We start from the raw sequence: 22,399 nt of genomic DNA on the forward strand, positions 1-22,399 counted from the left end.
TGCACTTTATTCTCGATCACGCGCTCGAAACCTTTCGCGACGCAATATGCACTCGATTATTCAGCAAGCCCTACTTAGTCTTACTCTAGCTCCAGAAGCTACGGAGGTATGCCCTACGTCTCAAATTCGTAAACCTTGATCTGTAATGTTTTTAGCTGCATTGATGTTTCTATCCTGGTGAGGCAGACATTAGGGCATTACCACTTTTTAATATCTAATGAAAGCCAACTTACAGCAGATTGCAAGCTTATAAACCGCAATATCAGCATTTAGAAAACCAATTTCTTAGATATTGAGGGTTAATTAAATCAAGTGCGAAGTGCGACCAAAATTTAGTAAGTTTGGAGGCGATGCAAAAACAATTATCAAACAATTATCAAGTATCCAAAGACCATAAATCTGTCTAATTTACGGCGGTTTATATACTGTCAAATAGCTCTGTTTACTCCTGCTTACCTACTTATCAGATGGAAGAAAGTTGAGTTAAATAATAACATAATCTTCGCCCAAAATAGCTTGATCAACCTGCGGTTCCGGCTCTACTGGGTCGCTGTAATGAGTCTCAATGTGTTTGATGAAACTTTCCCGATAAGCTTTGAGATGCGAGTTAAGTGCTTCGATATCCTGCTCTCCTGTCGCGAAACCCCTCTCTCTTCTGAAGTGACCGGATTCCTTAACAAAAGCCATGTCAACTTGCCACAAAGCTGAATCCACCGGGCGATATGACAAATCAACAATATCGTAAGCTGCGAAGCCTTGGGACTTCATAAAACTCATTACATCATACATCTGACCGAACAAAGTAACTTCTACAATTACATATTCAGTCTGCTGCAAAATCTCAGTTGCTCCTGCTAAAACATCTAATTCCTTTCCGTCTACATCAACTTTAATTAAATACGGGCCTGGCAAATTTCTTTCCCTGCATATTCCATCCAGGGTAATTGCTGGTATTTTTCTCAAATAAGGATCGCTGCTGTCAGTAACGCGATTTTCAGAAAGTGAAGAATGCAACATAGAGGGACTGACGTTAAGCGTGAAAACTCCCGATTCTTTGCTCGCGGCTGCAATAATATATTCTGCACTTTTGAGCTTGCGGCAAATTTTGGCGAGATAAGGTTCATTTTCGGCGATCGGCTCAATTAGCAAATGTCGCGCATCGGGGAAAGTTTCGTAAAGATTAAAAGTTCCCAATGCTGCACCGACATCAATCACAGTTTTTGGTTCAAAACCTAACTGTTTAGCCAGCAGCAAGCTGCCTGACATCGAGTTTCTGATAATTCCTGTTTGTTGGCTCACAATTTTTTCCTAATTTAAATGTGGATATAATTAATATTATGTCTTGCAGCAGAGTTATTGTATGTCCGAATAAAGAAACGAAGCAATCGCGGAGGTTGGCGATTGCTTCCCTTCGGATCGCAATGACAGAAATAGGTTTCAACTGAGATATTGCGCCATTCTCAATCAGTTTTTTAGGAACAGGCAAGATGCCTGTTCCACGAGTGAATTTTCTTGTGGAACAGGCAAAATGCCTGTTCTTGAGAATTGTGCAAGATGTGAGTTTCAACCCAACCTGCTACTATTTCGCGGATTTCTGCGCCTTGTTTTCGGGTTCTACAGATTGCAAAGCTTCGTCGAGAATTGCCCGCGCTTCTTCGGCTTTACTTCTAGCTTCTCGATAGCGGACATTAGCTTGAGCGAAGTTTTTGAGAACCTTGAAACCATCTTTCAAACGACCAATTTCCTCGGCACTCACAGCCTCATCTGTAAACAAAATGTCGATCGCCGCCCGGATTTTGAGTGCTTCTTCGCGGGATTCCATGACTTTCAATTTGAGACTTGCCAAATTGCTCAAAATCTGGACGGCTTCAGTAATCGCGTCCTCGCCTTCAGACGCAGCATCTTCGATATCCTTAACTTCAACAAACTGCTTGGGCCCAAATCCCTCCACGAGTTCCGTAGGCAGCTTGCCCTCATCCATGAGATCCATCAGCCGATCCATCGCTTCTTCCCGGGCTTTGGCTGAATCTTTCCCTTTGACAGTTAAAATAATTTCGGGGCTTTGAGGAAGTGTATAGCGAACCATATTTTGACAGCCTGTGCGCGAAAACAATTGAATGATATTTTATCTTTATTCGATCGCCAGTTGCAGCGATCGATCCGCTCCATTACCAACCGCTTGCCACAACTTGGCACATATACACTCAAAAGGAACCCTCGACAATGAAAGATAAATTTCTTAACTTTCTCAACTTGATTTTAGTAGCTGATGTATTTTTCGTCTTTGCCAGTTTTGCGTGGTTTGCGATCGCAGTAGCAGGTCGATCGACAGGGGTGAATCTCGGTTTTGATTTGTGGTACAGTCTCTGGCAGCCCGTATTTAATCCCGCCCTCGGAATTCTTATGGGCGGTGCTATTCTCAGCGGTATAATTAACCAAGTTTCTAAACGGCTCAATCCCAAGTAAAATTGATGTTTTGTTGGAGACGGTGATTGGCGATGCTACTTAGTTGGCGATCGAACTTGTGGAATGCGTCAGAGATGAGGCACTCCATTAGGTCGATGAAGCTTAAAAATACATAAGTAGTCAAAAGCGAGTGAAAAGCTCCCTGAATGAGCGATCTCTTATGAAAGCAATCACAAAAGTTATGATAGCTTTACATTCTGTTACAGAGTAAAGTTTATTTTCGCTTACCTATTTACCTCGAAAATCAGGATTGGGCGATCGGGATCTAAAAATATCAACTCATGTTATGAGTAACAAAAGTCGGACATTAATTATGGGAGAACAAAAATGTATCGGTATCCTCACCAGCGGGGGTGACTGTGCAGGCTTAAACGCAGTTATCCGAGCCGTTGTCCACCGCGCAACGGGAACTTACAATTGGAAAGTGATGGGCATTCGTCAAGCCACCAAGGGATTGATGAGTCGTCCCCCTCAAGCAATTCCCTTGGATATTGAGAAAGTAGACTCGTGGCTCACCATTGGCGGTACGATGCTAGGCACTACAAATGAGGGCAACCCTTTTGCCTTCCCGATGCCTGATGGGACTCTACGCGATTGTTCTGAGGACATTATCGAAGGCTATCACCAACTAGGTTTGGATGCCTTAATCGGCATTGGTGGCGATGGCAGTCTCGCCATTCTCAGGAAGATTGCTCAACAAGGTAATTTGAATTTAGTTGCTATTCCTAAAACTATTGATAATGATGTCGGAATTACCGAGCGTTCCATCGGTTTTGATACGGCTGTCAATATTGCTACTGAAGCACTAGATCGCTTGCATTTTACTGCGGCCAGTCACAGTCGGGTTATGATTGTTGAAGTCATGGGCCGCGATGCCGGACATATTGCGATCAGTGCCGGAATTTCTGGGGGAGCTGATATAATTCTGATTCCGGAAATCCCTTACAAAATTTCCCAAATCTGTGCCCAAATTCAAGATCGCCAAGACCGGGGAAAAAACTACTGTTTAATTATAGTAGCGGAGGCAGTTCGCACAGAAGCAGGCGAGTTAGTAATGCACACAAATCGCTTAGGTCAAAGTCGATTAGGCGGAATTGGTCAGTATTTAGCTGATACAATTTCTGACTGTAGCGGTGCAGAAACTCGCGTCACCGTTTTGGGACATACTCAACGCGGGGGAACTCCTTCACCGCTAGAAAGATTAATTGCTTCTGCTTTTGGCGTGGCAGCAGTTGATTTAGTTGCCGAAGAGAAATTCGACTGCATGGTATCTTGGCAGAAGCGGGAAGTTGTGAGCGTTCCTCTGGAAGATGCGATCGCCAAATACAGACCTGTAGAGTTCAACGGTACTCTGGTTAAAACGGCCCGCGGTTTAGGAATTTGTCTGGGAGACTAAACAATTACCCGTCCTATTTCTCAAAGTTTTAGTCCGGGACGCACTCAGAACCACGAAACTGGGTTAACCGAGACTGAGGGTTTTAAGCCAGTGTATTGTGGTTAAAAAACCAAGGTGCTCACCGGCCCTGCTTCCACGACTAATATTAACCTGGAAGTAGTGGCGTTTCAACTATGATTAGTGTACCTTGCAATTAGTTCCGAGCGAGTATCGACCTCGAGTGCGATCGCGCTCGGAACTACAAAATACCGCAACAAGTAGAAAGGTGAGAAATTGACACCATTTACTGCACAAATTAGAGTGCGCCATTACGAAATGGACGCCCTCGGTCATGTCAATAATGCTGTCTACCAGCATTATTTAGAACACGCTGCGATCGAACATTTAGAACACTTGGGATTTACACTCGATCGCTACCGCGAACTGGGCGGCGTCTTTGTAATGCGGCGGATAGAGATTGACTATTTGCGATCGGCCGCTGCGGGCGATCGACTGGAGATATCAACTTGGATCGAACAACTGCGCGGCCCGCGCGCCGTCCGCCGCTACGAAATTCGCTTACTTGGAAGTGACGAAATATTGTTAAAAGCCGAGGCGCTTTGGGTTTGGGTTGAAGTTACCACCATGCGACCGCGAGCAATTCCCAAACAAATAATTGATATTTTTGAATCACAATCTCAAGCATTACCAACATAGAGAAAAAATTAACTATTATATTTGCAAAATCCTGTAAAAATCTCTCGGTTTGTAGAGAGGACTTCCGTCCTCTATTTCCCGTTTGTAGAAGTGCAAAAAGTTGATTGTGCAGCGGGCCGCAAATCCCGATGGCAAAAAGTCGGATTGCCCGCCTGCCAGTTTGGATGTCACAGAGGTACGATGGAATATAGGGAGGGAGGCCAAGCCCGCGAAGGTTAAGCTTGGTGACAATACCCACAGGAAGGAAAAAATGACACTTAACTTGCGGCGACCGATTTTAATAGGCGGAATAGGACTTTCAGCAGCGCTGTGGCTGCTGGAAACTCTACAGCATTCGGGTTCAGAAATGGGCGAAACGGCACTCATCGGCTTGGCTGCTGCCGGTGCGGGGTATTGGTGGTGGAAGCAACAATCCCCCAAACTGGAACTCGCACTCCCGGAACCCCTGGCGAACCGGGAAGCAGCCGAAAAAGCGATCGCAACCTCCGAAGCCGCCATTAAATTGCTGGCTTCAGAAGCTCAAAACTCCGCCGATCCTGCTAATCTAACAGCAAAGCTCGATCGGCTCAGAAGCGAATTAGACAGAGAAGATTTGCGGATTACCGTAACTGGCGGCAAAGCTGTCGGCAAAACTGCCTTAATTCAAGTTTTAAATTCTAATTGGGCATCTCAACACCCGCAAAAGCTTAGTTTACAAGAAACAGCACCGCTGTTTGCTAATACAAATGCAGATGCCAAAATCAATGGTGATTTAGCGCTGTTTGTGACAGCGGGCGACATCACAGATTCCGAATTTCAAACATTATCTCAGCTAGGTGCTGCAGGTCAGCGCGTGCTGCTAGTCTGGAACAAACTAGACCAATATTTACCAGAACAGCAGTCGCAGGTTTTGCACTCTTTGCAACAGAAAATGCAAGGAATAGTGGGGACAGAAGATATAATTGCGATCGCAGCTTCTCCCAAATCTATTAAGGTGCGCCAGCACCAAGCGGACGGCACATTTAAAGAACGCATCGAAAATCAAGTCTCTCAACTCGACGCGCTGACGGAAAGATTGACTAAAATCTTAACGGAAGAACGGCAACAGTTGGTCTGGGCGAGTGCGGTGCGCGAGGCGGCAAGTATCAAGTTAGAGGCAAAAACCTTATTAAATGCAGTCAGGCGCGATCGGGCAATTCCCATTATGGAACAATATCAGTACATCGCCGCCGCCGCCGTCTTTACTAACCCGGTTCCCGCTTTAGACTTGCTAGCAACAACCGCCATCAGCACCCAACTCGTCATCGACCTCGGTGCCATCTACCAGCAACAGTTTTCCTTAGACCAAGCTAAGACAGTAGCGGGTACTTTAGCTAATCAAATGTTTAAATTGGGATTAGTAGAACTGTCTACCCAAACTATTACTGGACTGCTGAAAAGCAATGCCGTCACCTATGTAGCAGGAGGCGCTGTGCAGGGAATTAGTGCAGCATATTTTACCAGAATAGCAGGACTGAGTTTAATTGAATATTTCCAAAGTCAAGAACTGGAAAATGCTCCCAAAGGCATTTTCAATCTCGACCAGTTGACTAAAACTTTGCAAGCAGTATTTACGCAAAATCAGCAAGTTTCCTTCTTGCAATCTTTCGTCAACCAAGTGGCGAGTCGCCTTTCATCTCAGGTATCTGGGCCCGAAACCGTTAAGTCGGCGGCCAATTAAGTAAAATAAAGGAACAGGCAAGATGCCTGTTCCACAAGACAGTTTTTCTGTTGTGGAACAGGCATCTTGCTTGTTCCACGGCAGAACCAGGCAACCAGTTAATATTTTCCTTCTTCCTTCTGCCTTCTGTTATACAATCAAATAAACTTTGCACGATGATACAAACTCAACCCAAAATACTAACCTTTGAAGAATTTCTAGAAGACAAAGCCGAGAACAGATGCTACGAACTTCACGACGGGGTAATGGTTGAAATGCAGCCAACAGGAGAACACGAAGATATCACAGCATACCTTGTTCAAGAATTTACCCTGCTCTACACCCAACTGCAACTTCCATACCGCATTCCCTCGAAAGCGCTAGTTAAGCCCCCAGCTAAAGATACAGGATATATTCCTGATGTTTTGCTATTAAACCGTCAGGCTTTAGCGTCGGAACCCTTATGGTTGAAGTCAGCAACAATCACCGAAGGAACATCTATCCCGCTACTTGTTGAAGTTGTTAGTACCAACTGGCGCGACGATTATCTCAAAAAGTTGGCAGATTACGAAATGATGGGCATCCTCGAATATTGGATTGCGGATTATGCTGCATTTGGCGGAATACGTCATATTGGCGACCCCAAAGAACCCACGCTTTCGGTTTGTCAGCTCGTGGACGGAGAGTATAGGATTAGACAGTTCAGAGGGAGCGATCGCATTATTTCACCTACATTTCCCAATATGGAGCTGAACGTCGATCAAATTTTCCGAGGCGGCGCCTAGTGTTAGGGAAAAGAACAGGCAAGATACCTGTCCCACAAAAATTTTTTGTTATTGTGGAACGGGCGGGATATCCCGTTCAATATTTTTTGGAAAACTCACAACAAAAAAATTATAAATTTATGAAAAATTGTATTAAAATAAGAAATAGGATTTATAATTCGACGATCAATTATACCTGCTTAACAAAGCCGATCGCCAATGGCTGACAATTCCCTTCAAGAAAATCGCTTATCCCTTGCCCGCGCCAGTTTGCGCGAAGCCCTGGCGCGCTATTCCCACCTGCGCCAAGGGAAAAAAAACTCGAATAATACTGAATTAGAAGCGGCGCTGCAATATCAGTTAGATATCTTAACTTCCACCTCAGAAAAACTAGACCACAACATAATCCGCATTGCTACTTTCGGCTTAGTCAGCCGTGGCAAGTCAGCCGTATTAAACGCGCTTTTAGGTCACAAAATTCTGCAAACAGGCCCTCTCAACGGCCTGACTCAGTGGCCGCGTTCCGTGCGCTGGAGTGTGCCTTTATCCTTCCTTGACAGCGACGAATCCCCCCAACCTCCCCTGGGCAAGGGGGGGAAAGGAGGGGTGCAAGTAGAATTAATCGATACTCCCGGACTTGATGAAGTTGGCGGCGAAGTGCGCGGCGAAATGGCAAAACAAGTAACTCGCCAAGCTGACTTAATTCTGTTTGTCGTTGCAGGCGATATCACCCGAACTGAATATCAAGCACTGTGCGAATTGCAAACAGCTCAAAAACCGGTAATTTTAGTTTTTAATAAAATTGACCTTTATCCCGAATTAGACAGAAAAGCTATTTACCAAAGTTTGCAAGCGCTGGGAAATTCTGAAGAGTTAGCAGCCGCTGCGGTAACAGAGCAAACAGATAGCGAAAATTTGTCCGAACCCCCAAACAACTCCTCAGATAAATCTACTGCAAAATCACCCGCTAAAACTTCCAAATCTTTAGAAATAGTTATGGTAGCTGCCGAACCAGCGCCGGTGCAAGTGCGGGTGGAATGGTCCGACGGAAGAGTCACTTACGAATGGGAGTCGCCGCCCGCGCAGATAGACGAACTAAAAAATAAAATTCTCACCATTCTTAACAGAGAAGGTCGCTCGCTCCTCGCTCTAAATGCTTTAGTTGAAGCTAGAGATGCCGAAGCAAACATTGCCCGTCACGTTCTCAAATTGCGGCAAACAGAAGCCGAAGATTTAATCTGGCAATTTGCAAAATATAAAGCTTTAGCTGTCGGTTTAAATCCAGTGGCATTCTTGGATGTAATGGGAGCAAGTGTCGCAGATTTAGCTTTAATTCGCTCTTTATCCAGACTTTACGGCTTACCCATGACTGGTTACGAAGCCGGGAAACTTTGGCAGACTATTTTCTCAAGTGCTGGCGGCGTACTTTTGGGAGAATTGGGTAGCAGTTTTCTGTTGGGATTTGGCAAAAGTGCGGCGGCTGCGGCCCCGCACATCGGCTTTTCTACTTTTGCCGGAGTTGCTGTCACTCAAGCTAGTTTAGCAGCTTATGGAACCTACGCTGTCGGTCGCGCCGCCCAAGTTTATTTAGAAAAAGGCTGCACCTGGGGCCCCCTGGGGCAAGATACGGTAATTCAAGAAATTATCGCCACCATTGAGCGTAATACAATTATCGATCGCTTGCAGCAAGAGTTTAAAATTGGCAATTAAAAATTGCCCTAGTAGTTGAGTGCGGTGCCTCCGCAGACGGTTATTTGTGAATAATCGAAGAGGTAGGATCTGACGCACCCTACTGCTTGTATTCTTATACAATTGTCAAAAAAGAATGCAACTGTAGCTAAGCTTCCAACCACGATCTTCATCAGTAATTCCCAATTCTTTAATCGCAAATCGAAAATCGAAAATCCTATTACCGTCTGGCAATTCTAACACCTTCCCTAAAATGGGCGATCGTCGCAATTACCGCTATAGAAAAGTAAAATATTCTAATCAGCCAAAAACAAATCCGCATTGACCAAGAAACAATAGTCGGAGCAATACCTGTGAATTGTACAAATCTGGAATTAACTTTTTTTTCAAAGCTGTCAAGGTCTTTCATCTCCGATTGTTTCGTCGGAATAACGGGAAACTGACCAGTATATACGTAATAACCGATAAAACCAGGCAATCCTACTTTTCTATTCAAAAATGAGTTAGTTAAGGTTGCAGTTTGCGGAGGCGATAATTTATCCGATTCTTCCACTTTTTCCAGCCAAGAATTATATCGAATGGCTGGCGTAATCATGAAAACTAAGGGAACTATAAGTATCAACACAGCAGCACTAATTTTGCGACCGTATTGAGGGTGTAGAAGCCTTGTCGCCACACCCACTCCCATACCGATAAAAGCAAATACCAATATATTTAACAGTTCAATAATTTCGATACCCCTCAACAAATCGCCGATAATCAGGATGGTATATAATAATTTGTCGGCTAGTAGCAGAGCGGCCCACTTGATAAGAATTGAAACGCCTACAATAGTAGCTACAATCGCCACATACCCGATGGCACCTAGAACGTACAGGAAAATCGAACCGGCTTGTTTGAATGATTGCATGGAATTATTCACTAAGTGAAAGTTGAGGAGTCTGATTGACAAAAATTTTAAAATTTTAGAGCAATCTGGAGTTCCAAATTTGATTTTTAAAATAGATTAGCTTGACATCTTGAAATCAATCTAAAATCTACAATCTACAATCGATCGACAAGTTCCCGCGCCGCCGCTTTGGTGACTTGTGCGATCCGTTCCTTCACAACATCCTCTTCGATCGCCCTCGGCTCTGTTTCTTGTTCGCGATCGATCCCCAACCATAAAAGATACTCGATATTACCGGCCGGGCCAAGTAAAGGCGACCACGTTAAGCCACGTTGCTGCCATCCTAAAGCTGTGGCTGCCTTCCACACTTGAAAAATCGCATCAGCTTGAGTTGCTGAGTCTCGCACTACGCCTTTTTTCCCGACTCTCTCGCGCCCTACCTCAAACTGCGGCTTTACCAGCAACACCGCTTCTCGCGGTGGTACCAACAATTCCCACAGCGCCGGTAAAATCTTATCCAGGGAAATAAACGACACATCTACTACCGCCAAATCTGCTCGCTCAGAGTCGCCGTAAAGCTCAGCAGCAGTCATGTACCGCAAATTGGTGCGTTCTTTCAAAATTACTCTCGGATCGTTACGCAAGCCCCAATCTGCTTGACCGTAGCCAACATCTATGCCGTAGACTAAGGCGGCGCCAGCTTGCAGCAAACAGTCGGTAAAACCGCCTGTGGAAATGCCGCCGTCGAGACAAATTCTGCCTGCAACGGGAATCGCAAAAACTTCTAAAGCTTTGGCTAATTTGTCGCCGCCTCTGGAAACATAGCGCGATCGCTCTTTAATCTGAATTTTTGCTGCAATATCGACCTCAGTGCCCGGTTTGTCAACTACCTGTTGGTTGATGGAGACTTTCCCCGTGCGAATCAAGGCCTGAGCTTGCTGTCTGGAACTGCACAAATCTAGGCTGACCAATAAAGTGTCTAGTCGCTGTTTAGCCAAGGTTTTTAATCTGTACGGATAGGGTTAAGAACAGTACCAGATTAGCACTTACGCACAAGCCCGACTGCTAATTTTTGCCGATTATTTTGGTTTTGAGATCATCACGGGGCGATCGCCCCAGCTCACATGATGTGACTGAGATCGCTGTGAGTGTGTAGTTTTATCACAGATAAACATTCATAGAATCACACAATAATTTTTGTGACTAGCGGATGATTTATAGGCAGCTAAAAGCGCTACAAATACCATCAGGGCGATCGACTATGAAAACAATTAACTTTCCTATCATAAATCCTGGCAATTGTCAAGAAAATCCCCTCGCCTTCGTCAGCGGTGACATCATCCACATTCTTTACCCCAATGGCGAAGTAGAAGCAACAACCGTCGCACAAATCGCTCTGCGCCAAACCAAAAATCCCCTTGACAAATGCCTCGTCTGGGGATGGGTTGACGATTTTTAGTACCAGTTTCAAACAAGAAGGCAATTATACGGCAGCTCCAAACCCTTAATTCATAAGTCATTCCCAATTATTCAAATTTTTAATCTATAATTTTTAATCTATAATTTTTAATCTGCAATCTTTAATCTCAAATTGTATAACCCATAAAAAAAGATCGCTTGGAGGCTGTCAGGCCAAAAAAAGCGATCAATCTAACTGCTGCTAAGTGCCAGCCACAAGTGCAATTTGCTGTTAAAACAATTAGCAAATTGACTTAAATATCTTGTTCGCTCAATTCGCGAATCATGTAATCAAAAGGCTGATCCAAAAAAGGCCCCACAGACAAGCCAGCAGCGGCCACCTGAGCCTTAACCATCTCCTTCATAATGCTAATCCCCATCACCGTCGGGCCAATGGGAACGCTTAGAGAATTGTAAGTTTCCCGCAAACCTTGCAGCACGCGCTCGTCGAGCACGTCGGTACTTCCAGCCACTAGGGCGTAAGTAGCATAGCGCAAGTAGTAGTCCATATCCCGCAAACAAGCCGCGTAACGGCGAGTCGTGTAGGCATTTCCGCCCGGACGGATCAGTTCCGGCTGTTCAGCAAATAGCTGGATACCAGCTTGCTTGACAATTGCCGCAGCATTGCTGTTAATCGCAGCCGCCGCCTGTACCCGTGCCGTGCCCGTTGCAAAATAAGATTTCAACCGATCGATACCATCTCGGTCTAAATACCTACCAGCAACATCATAGTTTTCAATCAGGCTAGTCACTGCATCGCGCATAAGTTTCTCTCCCAAAAATCTTTATCAATACTTTGCTATCTGAGACAGACCGCCTATTGTAGACTACTACAAATCGGCGTTTGATTAAGATTTGAGATAAGATTTTCACGAAGGGTAGTCTATCCGCGGCAAACTGTCGTAAAATTTAGCCGTTTGCCTGGTATCTTCAGCCGAAAAATAATCCACAGGGCAAGAATCTCAAACTGCCCGGCCGCAGTGGGCCGCTATTTCAAAATTTTGTAGCCATAGATACAAAATAGTGGATACTGAAGGCCTACGATCGCCCAAACAGTCTGAAATCGGCCGATCGCCAAGACACAACCAATATCAGGAGTAAGTCATGTTCCAGACACCCCAAGAAGCCTTAAACTACATAAAAGAAAATCAAATCCAGATCGTTGACCTAAAGTTCATCGATATGCCGGGGATCTGGCAACACCTTTCCCTGTACCACGACCAAATCGACGAAACCGCATTCACAGACGGCGTACCCTTCGACGGTTCCAGCATTCGGGGCTGGAAAGCCATCAACGAATCAGACATGACGATGGTCATCGATCCGACCACCGCTTGGATGGACCCGTTCATGGCAGAACCGACCATCAGCTTCATTTGCAGCATCAAAGAACCTCGAACCGGCGAACCGTACAGTCGCTGTCCGCGCACCATTGCCCAAAAAGCCATAGACTACTTGCTTTCGACCGGTCTCGGCGATACAGCATTCTTTGGCCCGGAAGCAGAATTCTTTATTTTTGATGACGTTCGCTTCGACCAAACCCAAAATTCCGGCTACTATTACGTAGATTCGATCGAAGGTCGCTGGAATTCCGGCAAAGAAGAAGCAGGCGGCAACCTCGGTTACAAACCGCGTTACAAAGAAGGTTATTTCCCAGTAGCACCAACCGATACCTCTCAAGACATGAGAACGGAAATGCTGCTGACAATGGCAAAATGCGGCGTACCCATCGAAAAACACCACCACGAAGTCGCCACCGGCGGTCAATGCGAACTCGGTTTCCGCTTTGCCACTTTAGTACAAGCCGCCGACTACTTGCTGACTTACAAATACGTCATCAAAAACGTCGGCAAAAAATACGGCAAAACCATCACCTTCATGCCCAAACCGCTGTTTAACGACAACGGTTCCGGGATGCACGTTCACCAGTCGATTTGGAAAGACGGCCAACCTCTATTTGCAGGCGATCAATATGCTGGTTTCAGTCAAATGGGACTGCATTACATCGGCGGCATTCTCAAGCACGCACCGGCACTTTTGGCAATCACCAACCCCACGACCAATTCCTACAAGCGTTTAGTTCCGGGCTTTGAAGCGCCTGTAAACTTAGCTTACTCTCAAGGGAATCGATCGGCATCAGTGCGGATTCCGTTGTCGGGAACCAACCCCAAAGCTAAGCGGTTAGAATTCCGCTGTCCCGATGCGACATCCAACCCCTATTTAGCATTTGCAGCTATGCTGTGCGCCGGCATTGACGGCATCAAAAATCAAATCGATCCGGGCGAACCTTTGGACGTAGATATCTACGACCTTTCCCCTGAAGAATTGAGCAAGATTCCTTCGACTCCCGGTTCCTTGGAAGGCGCTTTAGAAGCTTTAGAAAAAGACCACAGTTTCTTAACTGAAACCGGCGTATTTACCGAAGACTTCATCCAAACCTGGATTTCCTACAAACTAGACAATGAAGTCAACCCGATGCGGCTGCGTCCTCACCCCTACGAGTTTGCTCTCTACTACGACTGTTAGAAAATTAATAATTAAAAATTAAAAGTTAAAACTGGTAATTATACCATTTTTAACCTGTGATTTTTAATTAATAAGAACGCCGCCCTTAAAAGCGGCGTTTTTTTCGAGTTTAGAACTTCTGGATCAACGCCCACACTCTCCCGTTACCCGACACTATCTGGGCAACGCTGTTAGTAGTAGCACCCATTGTAGCGTCAGAGACATCCTCTACAGCCCATTTAGTTGCTTTCTCATCAACAATAAACAAATCGTCAGAGGTAGTGCCTTCCTGAACCCGATATATCTTATTCAAAATGAAACGCTGTCGCGCCTCAGCTTTTGGTATGCCCGTAACTTCATCAGGATCGATAGAGATGGCACTGCCTTCTTTTAATGTACCTTTTGAGTTGCTTAAATTGCGATCGTCCCTTTGAGCAACCCGCACGCCGTGAAGCTGCAAACCAGGCTCATTATCAGAGATATTCAAGACAGCAGCTAGCGCCCCACTTTTTTCCAAACCGAGAACCGCTGCAAAAGCCGTCAAAGTTAGCAAAAGCTTGAAATGATTCACTGTATTTATGCTCCTTTGTTTGTGAGGTGCTGCACTCATTCTAAATTAGCAATTAGCAATTAACAATGACCAAACGATGTCCGATATTTTTGTGATGATCCGCAATCAGAGTAACGTCGCCATGACTTCAGTTGATGGTATTGCGTTTGTCACTTTACTGACTCAAGAAGGACGAGTGCTGGCCGAGGAGATAGTTGATCTGTTTGAGGCCGATGTGAATTTTGATAACTTGAAGCAGGGAAAATATACTGTAGTTGTCAGGCACGAAGGCGTTGAACCTCGATCGGCAACCTGTAGTGTTACAATCACCGATGAAGATAAAGTAATCATGCTGACATTTGTTTACTTGGAGCTAGAACGGGTGCTGCTCCGCATTCAAACTTCAACCGAAGAAAGACTATGACTGTGAAAGTTACTCCGCCAAATTCAATTAAAATGTTTCGCTATCGAGTACATTTCTTGGCAAAAGACCTCTGGAGGGAAAAAAACCCGGTTTGTCGGATGAATCTGGCTTTACAGTTAGCCGATGTGGCGACAACTCTGGCTAGGTTGGAAGTAGAAGAGGCGCGAAAATTTCAACAAGAGTCTGCTAGTGTTGAGGCTTCCGACTCGACGGAAACTGAAAAGTTTTGAGTGTATGAGGTTGCTGTCTGTGATCCCCGCAAGCCTTGCGTGATAGCAGTTTAAAAAAATAACGTAACTGTAGAAAAGCTCCAAACCCTGATAGTCATCAGTCATTTTTAATCTAAAATCTAAAATCTAAAATGGTATGGCTCGCAACTCAAAACTATTGTCATTTGTTGAGCTAGTAAAAAAATTATCTGTATAAAATTGAATCTCCGTGCTAAACAATAACTTTCTGCCTTGCGAGGTAATTGGTTGTCGAAAAAAGTGCGTTACACTTATATAAGTATCTTTACAAAACAACACAAAAGCATGACTGTTGCCTATCCCCGCAAGCTTCGCAACGCAATGGGAGCGCGCGAAATTTTAGCTAATGTAGTGCGCGATCGCGAAATTCACCTGATCACCCTCAACCGCTACCGATTTAGCGAACAGCGCAGTTGCAAAGACCTCACCGACGTGATCGAACAGCTAAACGGGCAACCAGCCGAACTCGTGCGCGACCTTTCTCGGCACATTTCCGACGAAGCGCGGCACGCCATGTGGCTCACCGACTTGCTGGTAGACCTCGGCCAAAATGTGGGAACGCCGCCAGGAGTCTCCTACATTGACGAATTTGAAAGGTTGTATGACAGCGAACAACAAGACCCTACCAAAAACCGCGAAGACTTTGTAATTTCTTCCCTCGCGGCGATTAACGTCACCGAGAAGCGAGGATGCGAGTATTTCGGCGCGCACATCCACGCCCTCAAACAGGCTCCCCAAACCGCAGAAAACATCAAAATCCGCGAAACAATCGAAAAGATTTTTCCAGAAGAAGCTGGTCACGTCCGCTGGGGCAATCGCTGGCTGGCCCAAATCGCCGACAAAAGCCCGGAACACCGCCAAAAGGTGGAACAGGCAAAGCGCAAGTATATGGCGATCGAACAAGCAGCTTTTGAATCAGGAATGGATATCATGCTGGGGGCAGAACTCCGCCGCGTCACCCGCCTCGTGGATATTGCCAACACCATGCCGATGTGGGAACGCCCGCAATACCTGATGGAACGCTTACCCAGAACCCTGCTGGCCCCGGATCTGCAAATGACTAGAGTCGATGTAGCTCAGCGCGCCTGGAACCGCGACCCGCAGGCATTTGTGGAGAAATTGGTTCCCATGTTCCTCAACGGCTTGAATACCATTGAGAAGAAGCCGGCGACGGCTAAGCCCAAGACTTAAAAACGATCGCGAACCTGGTTGAAACCGCTTTGCAAGTCAAACTTGCGTCTGCCTCCGCAAACAAGCGAGATATACTGGTTCCTTGGCATAGCCTCGGAACCAGTTATTTAAAATCATAATTTTAAGCTTTAGCAAGTAAACTGATTATTGGAATAGTTTTCCATCTAAATATAATTATGACTACCAGCGAGCCGAACATACAAACAGCTTCCGCAGAAAGCCTCTCAAGTGAAAGTGCGATCGCCTCCGAGCAGGTCGAAAAAGCCACAGCCGTCACCTATGCAGAAGAAATTGAAACTGTCATCGCCAGCATGGCTGTAGACCAAAAAGTGATGGTCGGTCAAAGTGAAGCTGGCGGACATCTTTGGAAGTTCAAGTACGGCAGTGTTGAAGTGTTCGTGCAACTCACGGGCGAAACCGAAGATGATACTTTGACTGTTTGGGCTTTTGTACTGCAGTTGCCAGCGAAGAATGAAGCTCAATTAATGCGGAAAATCCTAGAAATGAATTGGCTGTCTACTTTGGAATCTCATTTTGCCATTGTTGACAATAAAGTTGCGGTAGTATCGACTCGGACGATCGCCGAAATCTCGACCGGGGAAATTTCCCGGGTTATTACTATTGTCGCCACCATCGCCGATGACAACGACGACGTACTGCAAGCAGAATTCGGTCAGTAGTCATTAGTTAACAGTTAACAGTCAACAACTAACAGTTAAAAGTTAACAGTTAACAGTTAACTAATATGCAGGCCCGGCGATCCAAGCAATAGTGATTCCCAGCCCCAAACCTACAAGCACTTGAAAAGGAGTGTGTCCCAGCAACTCTTTCAGGCGAGCCTCATTAAGGTTGTGATCTTCCTCAAAAAACTCGTCAATAATTTGGTTGAGGATGCGAGCTTGCTTGCCTGCGGCTTGGCGGACGCCTGCTGCGTCGTACATCACAATAATTGCAAAGATCGCAGCGATCGCAAAGTCCGGACTTTCCCATCCCATCGTTTGTCCCACTCCTGCAGCCAAAGCGCCCACAAAAGACGAGTGAGCGCTGGGCATTCCCCCCGTTGTTACCAAATACCGAAGATTAAACTTGCGATTTTTGACCAACTCGATCGGCAGCTTCATGATCTGAGCCGCCAGACAAGCAAGCAAAGCAACCACGAGTATATGATTGTTTAAGATGCCGCTGCAAATTTCCTGCATAGTATTTGGTATTTCTAGTTACTGCGGCTGGTAATAAAATCGGCGATCGCCAGCAGCGGTAGAGCTTTGCTCCCAAACACTGCCAATTGAGCCTTAGCATCAGCAACAAGCTGCGAAGCTTGGCGCCGAGACTCCTCAATTCCCCACAAACTCGGATAAGTGACTTTTCCTGCTTGAACATCTTTGCCAGCAGTTTTGCCCAGTTCTTCTTGGGTAGCAGTAATATCCAGAATGTCGTCAATGATCTGGAAAGCCAGCCCAATATTTTGAGCGAAACGAGACAGCCGCTGCAAATCTGCAGCCGAGGCCCCAGCCAGAATTGCCCCACAAACTACGCAAGCCTCTAACAGCGCCCCTGTTTTGTGAGCGTGAATGTAATTCAAAGTTTCCAGCGAAACATCTGTCTTTCCTTCCGATTCCAAATCAACCACTTGACCGCCTACGAGTCCAGCAGCACCCGATGCCCGCGCTAAATGGGCGATCGTCTGCAACACCTGCTGGGGGGGTACGTTCTGAGTTTTAGTGGCGATAAATTCAAAAGCATAGGTCAACAAACCATCGCCAGCCAAAATGGCTATATCCTCGCCGTAGACTTTGTGGTTCGTCAGTTTGCCACGCCGGTAGTCGTCATTGTCCATTGCTGGCAAATCGTCGTGAATCAGCGACATCGTGTGGATCATTTCCAAAGCGCAAGCTGTCGGAATTGCCATAGATGTAGTGCCGCCGGCCAGTTCGCAGCTAGCCAGACACAGGATCGGACGCAGGCGCTTGCCCCCCGCTAGCAGCGAGTAGCGCATTGCTTCGTAAATTTTCTCTGGGTAGATGACCGGGAGTGCACTGTCGAGAGCTACCTCGATCGCCTCTTTTCGATTGACTAGATAAGTAGATAGGTCGAAAGAGGATTCCGGTTGGGACGAACCCATTTCTGTTGCCAATACCATCCCTTGCTCTCTTGTACTGAATAGTTATGTGGGATATTGTGAGCCGTTCAGGTCGCATCGTGCCGACTTTTACGGCAGTAGTTGCTCGAACTCCGAGCATCAATTAATCATTCTACGGGTGTTGTTGCACAGAAAATCTTTGAGTTTTGATAACTTTGTCAAATTGCCAGTCAATCTAAAATTTACAATCTCAAATCTCAAATCCGCTGATTTGTCTGGCGACTTCCAAAAACCGCTGCACCGCCGCCGTTGGATCGCTGCGCCAAATTAGGGCGATCGCCACCATGCAGGTTGATTCTGGTAACGCTTTGTAAACAACCCCGCTGCGCTGGAAATTTTGCATTGATGCCGGGACGATCGCCACTCCCATCTCGGCGGCTACCAGACTCACAATGGTTTGCATTTGAATGGCTTCTTGAGCTGCGATCGGGCTAAAACCTGCTTGTTGACAAAGACTGACGATCGCATCGTACAACCCCGGAGCCTGGGAACGGGGAAATAAAATGAACGGTTCCGTGGAAAGTTCGCGTAATTCAAGATGCGTGCGATCGGCCGCCGGATGCGTTTCTGGCAATGCCACGATCAGCGGTTCTCGAAAAACGATTTCAGAATTTATCCCCTCTTCCTCAACCGGAGGGCGCACGAAGCCGATATCAATTTGTCCGAACCGCAGCCGCTGCAACTGTTCGTTTGTCGTCAGTTCGTGCAGTTCGAGCTTAACGGCGGGACACCGAGTGCGAAACGCCTGCAAAATCGCTGGAACCACGTTGTGTGCTGCCGAACTCACAAAGCCGATCGTCAATTGTCCGAGTTCGCCCCGACTGGTTTGTCGGCCGAGTTCAATTGCTCGATCGACTTGTTGCAGAATTTTCCCGGCCTCCTCGAAAAAAACCTGTCCCGCAGCCGTTAAATGCACCGTCCGCTTGGTGCGGCGAAACAGTTGAAACCCCAACTCTGCCTCTAAATGCTGGATTTGTTGACTCAGCGGAGGTTGGGCAATATGCAGTTTTTCGGCTGCGCGAGTGAAATTCAGTTCCTCTGCAACTGCAATGAAATAACGCAAATGCCGAAGTTCCATAGCTCCCCAATCATTAATATTTTAAAAGTATAAGTGGTTGGTTAAACATATATTGGACATTTATGATGGCATTTAATACAGTGATTAATAGGCGAGATTGAGAATAAAACAATGGCTAATTTGGATATCAAAATTAGAGAAGCAGAGCTGGAAAATTTGGAATTAATTGTGGATTTTATTTCACAAAAAAGCGAGTTCGATGGATCTAAAGACCTGTTGACAGCAACAGCAGATAAATTGCAGCAAACGTTATTTTGCCAGCCTCCGCTAGTGCGGGTTTTGTTGGCTGAGGTTGCCGGAAAAGCGGTAGGATTTGCTCTTTTTTATTCCTCCTATTCAAGTTTATTGACGCAGCCGTGCCTTTGGCTTGATGATTTATTTGTGCAAGCTCCTATGCGCGGTATGGGAATCGGTACAGCGCTGTTAAAGTATTTGGCACAAATTGCTGACTCAACAAATTGCGGGCGGATTGAATGGACTGTTAATACTGGCAATGCGCCGGGAATTGCTTTTTATGAAAAGCAGGGATCGCGAATTTTGGAAAATATTAGAGTTTGCCGAATCGAGAGACGTGCGATAGCCCAACTCGCTAACAAATAAGTTGGTTGGTTCTGTGAAGAAAGAGTTTTTTAAAATTAACCGCAGAGACGCAGAGAACACAGGGAAAGAGAAGAAAGGTTCAGGGTAATTATCATGGCACAAAATTCTTGGAATACAGCTCTTTATGAGAAAAATCATGCTTTTGTTTGGCAGTACGGCGAATCGCTTTTGGAGTTACTCGCTCCGAAGGCTGGTGAACAAATTCTGGATTTGGGCTGCGGTACGGGACAGTTAACTGAAAAGATTGCTAAAAGTGGTGCTTTTGTGCAAGGTATTGATTCCTCTTTGCCGATGATTTCCACGGCAAAACTTAACTATCCTCACATTAACTTCTCTGCTGCAGATGCGAGGAGTTTTCAAGTAGAAGAGCCGTTAGATGCGGTGTTTTCTAATGCGGTTTTGCACTGGATTAAACAGCCCGATGCTGTGATTAATTGTGTGGAAAAAGCGCTGAAGCCGGGAGGGCGTTTTGTAGCTGAGTTTGGGGGTAAGGGGAACGTGGGGGCGATCGTCCGCGCGCTTTTGAGTGTTTTGTCAGAAATTGGCTGCCAGGAGCCTGAAGCGCTTAATCCTTGGTATTTTCCGAGTATTGGCGAGTATGCTGGGCTTTTGGAAAAGCAGGGATTTGATGTGGGTTATGCGGTTTTGTTTGATCGCCCGACTCCCCTAGAAGGCGGCAGCGCGGGTATGGTAAATTGGATTGAGATGTTTGCGGGCGGGTTTTTGTCGGGGTTGTCTGATGATGTGCGATCGCACGTAATTAACTCCGTTGAAGAGCGTTTGCGGCCGGCGCTGTACCGCGATGGTAATTGGATTGCAGATTATCGCCGAATTCGCGTTGTTGCTGTCAAAAATTCTTATTGACAAATATAAGGCTTCAAATCGGGGAGATTTGTAGCCTTCGTTCACTCAGTATCCCCATCGCGCCGCACGTTAGTCTCAGCAGTTATTTTCTTTTCCTATTGTAACTGCGCTTTTGTGTAGAGCCCCATCAATTTTCCCCTGCCAAAAACTTACGACTCAGGCTTTTCGGATGTTGAATTTTACAGTCATATTTGTAGGGGTAAGCCGGCCCAATAAAAAATATTGTTGGCATGATACTTAGCCTCAACCCAAATAGACTTTTCCTTAATAAATAATAATCTAATCTGGCGCTTCCATAGGGAGCCGGAAGCAAAAACGAACTAACACTTAAAAACATAGCAAATGCTACAAAAGTTATGCTCAAAGCGTTTAGCCCTTCTCGCTAGTGCGACCAATTTCCTGCAGCAAGGTGCCCCGCTAGCCATTTGTAAATTTGCTGATAGCGAAAAACTCGATAGGGAAAATGTGCGATCGTAAATTCGTATCCGCAAACACCGCAACAACTCGGTTTCGTGGATAAACCGGGTTGCTAAACACAGACCTTAGTTTAAATCTGTTCTTCTCCTTGATTAAAACGCTGAATTCCGTGATTTTCCTCGACTTGCAAAATAGCATCCTTGGGAATATTGAGGATGCCTGTAAATGAATTTTGGCTTACTTTCAAAGCTTGTTCCTTATTTTTGTGTTCGGCAAGTTCGCGCTGTAAATTGTCAATAATTTGTTGAAACAGGGCTGCTTGTCTCAGCATTTCTTGTTCGGAAAAGTCCAGCAATTGCATCAGAGTAGCCACTTGATCTTCCAGTAATTGGGTTTCGCAATTATTGTTATTTGTAACAAAGGTGGTCGGCTTTTCTGAATATTCAAAAACACTCTTTTCGTCGGGGAGGGACAATGCTGTTTTGACACTAAGTGCCAAATTTTTAAACATTTCAGCCCTGCTTTGGGGAATTTTAACTTTCAGGAACATCATTACCGCAAACAAACTTCCTGAGGGCAGAAGTCCCCCAAATCCCAAGACAGACTTGACCTGGTAGGGGATAATTAAAGAATTTTGCTCAGGAATAAAGGGGCTGCCTTTTGCCTCTGATACATAAAAAATATTTAATACTGCCGGCTCTAATTGCAGGAACCTTTCTGGCTCAATTCCGAGGAATGTAGGAATGTCTAAACCAAACTGCCGGATTATTTCCGAAATCGCCGGCATTTGAGCCACTAATTTTGTGCAAACTAATGGAATAGCTGTATTTTGTGCTGCTGTGTGCCGAGAATTCCACTGCGGTTCTGTGCCTGCGGCTGCTAGCAGAGTCCAACATTTCATGTCGGCGGCGGGGGAATTGCCCTTCATCAAGCGGCGGGCGGATTGTTGCAATGAGTCTTCTAATTCCCCGTAGGGATGAGTTTTGAACAAACGCACTAAGGCACAGGTATTTTCTCCAGTTTGCGAATCGCAAAAATGTTGGTAAATATAGTTAACAATCTTCTGGCTGGTGGCTTCCATACTAGCAGTATTTCTACCTAAGTGGCGCAGGACTAAGCTGCATTTAGCCATGTCTTGCGGGGTAAATAAGGTAATATCGTACATGAAAAAATGCTCTCTAAGAGCTCAAACACTCTTGTTCATTTATCGTTAAGGCCGCTACCGCATCCGGAATCCTACTGAGAGTTTTGAACAAAGTGTTAGGTAAAATACAGCAGATTCCATGTATATATGATACAGTTTATTTAGTACATAAGCGAAAAAAATGAAACCTTATTCGATTGAG

The 22,399-nt window shown here is 45.6% G+C and carries 24 protein-coding genes; 14 read left to right on the forward strand and 10 right to left on the reverse strand.

Annotation, left to right across the window (positions count from 1 at the left end):
• Positions 1 to 483: 483 nt before the first annotated feature.
• Positions 484 to 1,299 (reverse strand): FkbM family methyltransferase, encoded by an 816-nt coding sequence (locus QUA57_RS25185; protein ID WP_333064356.1) that lies wholly within the window; start codon positions 1,297 to 1,299, stop codon positions 484 to 486.
• Between the two features lie 280 nt (positions 1,300 to 1,579).
• Entirely contained in the window at positions 1,580 to 2,086 is a 507-nt protein-coding gene (locus tag QUA57_RS25190) for a hypothetical protein (RefSeq protein ID WP_333064357.1), read from the reverse strand.
• A 137-nt stretch (positions 2,087 to 2,223) separates the two neighbouring features.
• On the opposite strand from QUA57_RS25190, the gene QUA57_RS25195 reads away from it, so the two are divergent.
• From QUA57_RS25195 to QUA57_RS25220, 6 genes are all read left to right on the forward strand, one after another.
• Positions 2,224 to 2,466, forward strand: coding sequence for a hypothetical protein (locus QUA57_RS25195; RefSeq protein WP_190735043.1), 243 nt, complete (start codon positions 2,224 to 2,226; stop codon positions 2,464 to 2,466).
• A 313-nt stretch (positions 2,467 to 2,779) separates the two neighbouring features.
• A complete protein-coding gene (locus QUA57_RS25200) occupies positions 2,780 to 3,862 on the forward strand; it encodes an ATP-dependent 6-phosphofructokinase (RefSeq protein ID WP_333064386.1) in 1,083 nt (360 codons plus the stop codon).
• A gap of 273 nt (positions 3,863 to 4,135) precedes the next feature.
• A complete protein-coding gene (locus tag QUA57_RS25205) occupies positions 4,136 to 4,558 on the forward strand; it encodes a thioesterase family protein (RefSeq protein WP_332953014.1) in 423 nt (140 codons plus the stop codon).
• A gap of 250 nt (positions 4,559 to 4,808) precedes the next feature.
• Positions 4,809 to 6,257, forward strand: a complete 1,449-nt coding sequence (locus tag QUA57_RS25210) for a slr1306 family protein (protein WP_333064359.1) — start codon at positions 4,809 to 4,811, stop codon at positions 6,255 to 6,257.
• A gap of 155 nt (positions 6,258 to 6,412) precedes the next feature.
• Positions 6,413 to 7,021: a Uma2 family endonuclease gene (locus QUA57_RS25215; RefSeq protein WP_333064360.1), complete on the forward strand. Its 609-nt coding sequence runs from the start codon at positions 6,413 to 6,415 to the stop codon at positions 7,019 to 7,021.
• A 198-nt stretch (positions 7,022 to 7,219) separates the two neighbouring features.
• Complete coding sequence (locus QUA57_RS25220; protein ID WP_333064362.1) at positions 7,220 to 8,710, forward strand: DUF697 domain-containing protein; 1,491 nt, start codon at positions 7,220 to 7,222, stop codon at positions 8,708 to 8,710.
• Between the two features lie 199 nt (positions 8,711 to 8,909).
• Here QUA57_RS25220 and QUA57_RS25225 read toward each other — a convergent pair whose 3' ends face one another.
• Both QUA57_RS25225 and QUA57_RS25230 read right to left on the reverse strand, forming a co-directional pair.
• The gene (locus tag QUA57_RS25225; protein WP_333064363.1) at positions 8,910 to 9,599 is read right to left on the reverse strand and encodes a hypothetical protein; all 690 of its coding nucleotides are present in this window, start codon (positions 9,597 to 9,599) and stop codon (positions 8,910 to 8,912) included.
• Positions 9,600 to 9,733: 134 nt separating this feature from the next.
• Positions 9,734 to 10,576 carry a TlyA family RNA methyltransferase gene (locus tag QUA57_RS25230; RefSeq protein WP_333064364.1) on the reverse strand — a complete coding sequence of 281 codons (843 nt, stop codon included), beginning with the start codon at positions 10,574 to 10,576 and terminating at the stop codon, positions 9,734 to 9,736.
• Between the two features lie 263 nt (positions 10,577 to 10,839).
• Between QUA57_RS25230 and QUA57_RS25235 the strand changes: the two genes are divergently transcribed.
• Positions 10,840 to 11,037: a hypothetical protein gene (locus QUA57_RS25235; protein ID WP_333064366.1), complete on the forward strand. Its 198-nt coding sequence runs from the start codon at positions 10,840 to 10,842 to the stop codon at positions 11,035 to 11,037.
• Between the two features lie 253 nt (positions 11,038 to 11,290).
• On the opposite strand, the gene apcB is transcribed toward QUA57_RS25235, so the two are convergent.
• Complete coding sequence (gene apcB / locus QUA57_RS25240) at positions 11,291 to 11,800, reverse strand: allophycocyanin subunit beta (protein ID WP_333064367.1); 510 nt, start codon at positions 11,798 to 11,800, stop codon at positions 11,291 to 11,293.
• Between the two features lie 340 nt (positions 11,801 to 12,140).
• Between apcB and glnA the strand changes: the two genes are divergently transcribed.
• On the forward strand, positions 12,141 to 13,562 hold the full coding sequence (glnA, locus tag QUA57_RS25245) for a type I glutamate--ammonia ligase (protein ID WP_333036059.1): 1,422 nt from the start codon (positions 12,141 to 12,143) through the stop codon (positions 13,560 to 13,562).
• A gap of 109 nt (positions 13,563 to 13,671) precedes the next feature.
• On the opposite strand, the gene QUA57_RS25250 is transcribed toward glnA, so the two are convergent.
• A complete protein-coding gene (locus QUA57_RS25250) occupies positions 13,672 to 14,112 on the reverse strand; it encodes a hypothetical protein (protein ID WP_333064368.1) in 441 nt (146 codons plus the stop codon).
• Positions 14,113 to 14,188: 76 nt separating this feature from the next.
• Here QUA57_RS25250 and QUA57_RS25255 point away from each other — a divergent pair, with 76 nt between their 5' ends.
• The 4 genes from QUA57_RS25255 (at position 14,189) to QUA57_RS25270 (ending at position 16,634) form a co-directional block, all read left to right on the forward strand.
• Positions 14,189 to 14,515, forward strand: coding sequence for a hypothetical protein (locus QUA57_RS25255; RefSeq protein WP_333064369.1), 327 nt, complete (start codon positions 14,189 to 14,191; stop codon positions 14,513 to 14,515).
• The gene (locus tag QUA57_RS25260) at positions 14,512 to 14,745 is read left to right on the forward strand and encodes a hypothetical protein (RefSeq protein WP_333064370.1); all 234 of its coding nucleotides are present in this window, start codon (positions 14,512 to 14,514) and stop codon (positions 14,743 to 14,745) included. Before QUA57_RS25255 ends, QUA57_RS25260 begins: the two co-directional genes overlap by 4 nt.
• 303 nt (positions 14,746 to 15,048) lie before the next feature.
• Complete coding sequence (locus QUA57_RS25265; RefSeq protein WP_333064372.1) at positions 15,049 to 15,954, forward strand: ferritin-like domain-containing protein; 906 nt, start codon at positions 15,049 to 15,051, stop codon at positions 15,952 to 15,954.
• A gap of 176 nt (positions 15,955 to 16,130) precedes the next feature.
• Complete coding sequence (locus tag QUA57_RS25270) at positions 16,131 to 16,634, forward strand: YbjN domain-containing protein (RefSeq protein ID WP_333064373.1); 504 nt, start codon at positions 16,131 to 16,133, stop codon at positions 16,632 to 16,634.
• 60 nt (positions 16,635 to 16,694) lie between these two features.
• On the opposite strand, the gene QUA57_RS25275 is transcribed toward QUA57_RS25270, so the two are convergent.
• The 3 genes from QUA57_RS25275 to QUA57_RS25285 all read right to left on the reverse strand — a co-directional run bounded on the left by QUA57_RS25275 (position 16,695) and on the right by QUA57_RS25285 (position 19,172).
• Complete coding sequence (locus QUA57_RS25275; protein ID WP_333064375.1) at positions 16,695 to 17,153, reverse strand: divergent PAP2 family protein; 459 nt, start codon at positions 17,151 to 17,153, stop codon at positions 16,695 to 16,697.
• Between the two features lie 14 nt (positions 17,154 to 17,167).
• Positions 17,168 to 18,094: a geranylgeranyl diphosphate synthase CrtE gene (crtE, locus tag QUA57_RS25280; protein ID WP_333064377.1), complete on the reverse strand. Its 927-nt coding sequence runs from the start codon at positions 18,092 to 18,094 to the stop codon at positions 17,168 to 17,170.
• Between the two features lie 190 nt (positions 18,095 to 18,284).
• A complete protein-coding gene (locus tag QUA57_RS25285; RefSeq protein ID WP_333064379.1) occupies positions 18,285 to 19,172 on the reverse strand; it encodes a LysR family transcriptional regulator in 888 nt (295 codons plus the stop codon).
• A 111-nt stretch (positions 19,173 to 19,283) separates the two neighbouring features.
• Between QUA57_RS25285 and QUA57_RS25290 the strand changes: the two genes are divergently transcribed.
• Both QUA57_RS25290 and QUA57_RS25295 read left to right on the forward strand, forming a co-directional pair.
• Positions 19,284 to 19,772 (forward strand): GNAT family N-acetyltransferase, encoded by a 489-nt coding sequence (locus QUA57_RS25290; protein ID WP_333064383.1) that lies wholly within the window; start codon positions 19,284 to 19,286, stop codon positions 19,770 to 19,772.
• 93 nt (positions 19,773 to 19,865) lie between these two features.
• On the forward strand, positions 19,866 to 20,636 hold the full coding sequence (locus tag QUA57_RS25295) for a methyltransferase domain-containing protein (protein ID WP_333064384.1): 771 nt from the start codon (positions 19,866 to 19,868) through the stop codon (positions 20,634 to 20,636).
• Positions 20,637 to 21,183: 547 nt separating this feature from the next.
• Here the strand turns inward: QUA57_RS25295 and QUA57_RS25300 are convergent.
• Positions 21,184 to 22,218, reverse strand: a complete 1,035-nt coding sequence (locus QUA57_RS25300) for a histidine kinase (protein WP_333064385.1) — start codon at positions 22,216 to 22,218, stop codon at positions 21,184 to 21,186.
• Positions 22,219 to 22,399 lie beyond the last annotated feature (181 nt).

The organism is Microcoleus sp. Pol7_B2, from assembly GCF_036701035.1.
GTDB lineage: Bacteria > Cyanobacteriota > Cyanobacteriia > Cyanobacteriales > Microcoleaceae > Microcoleus.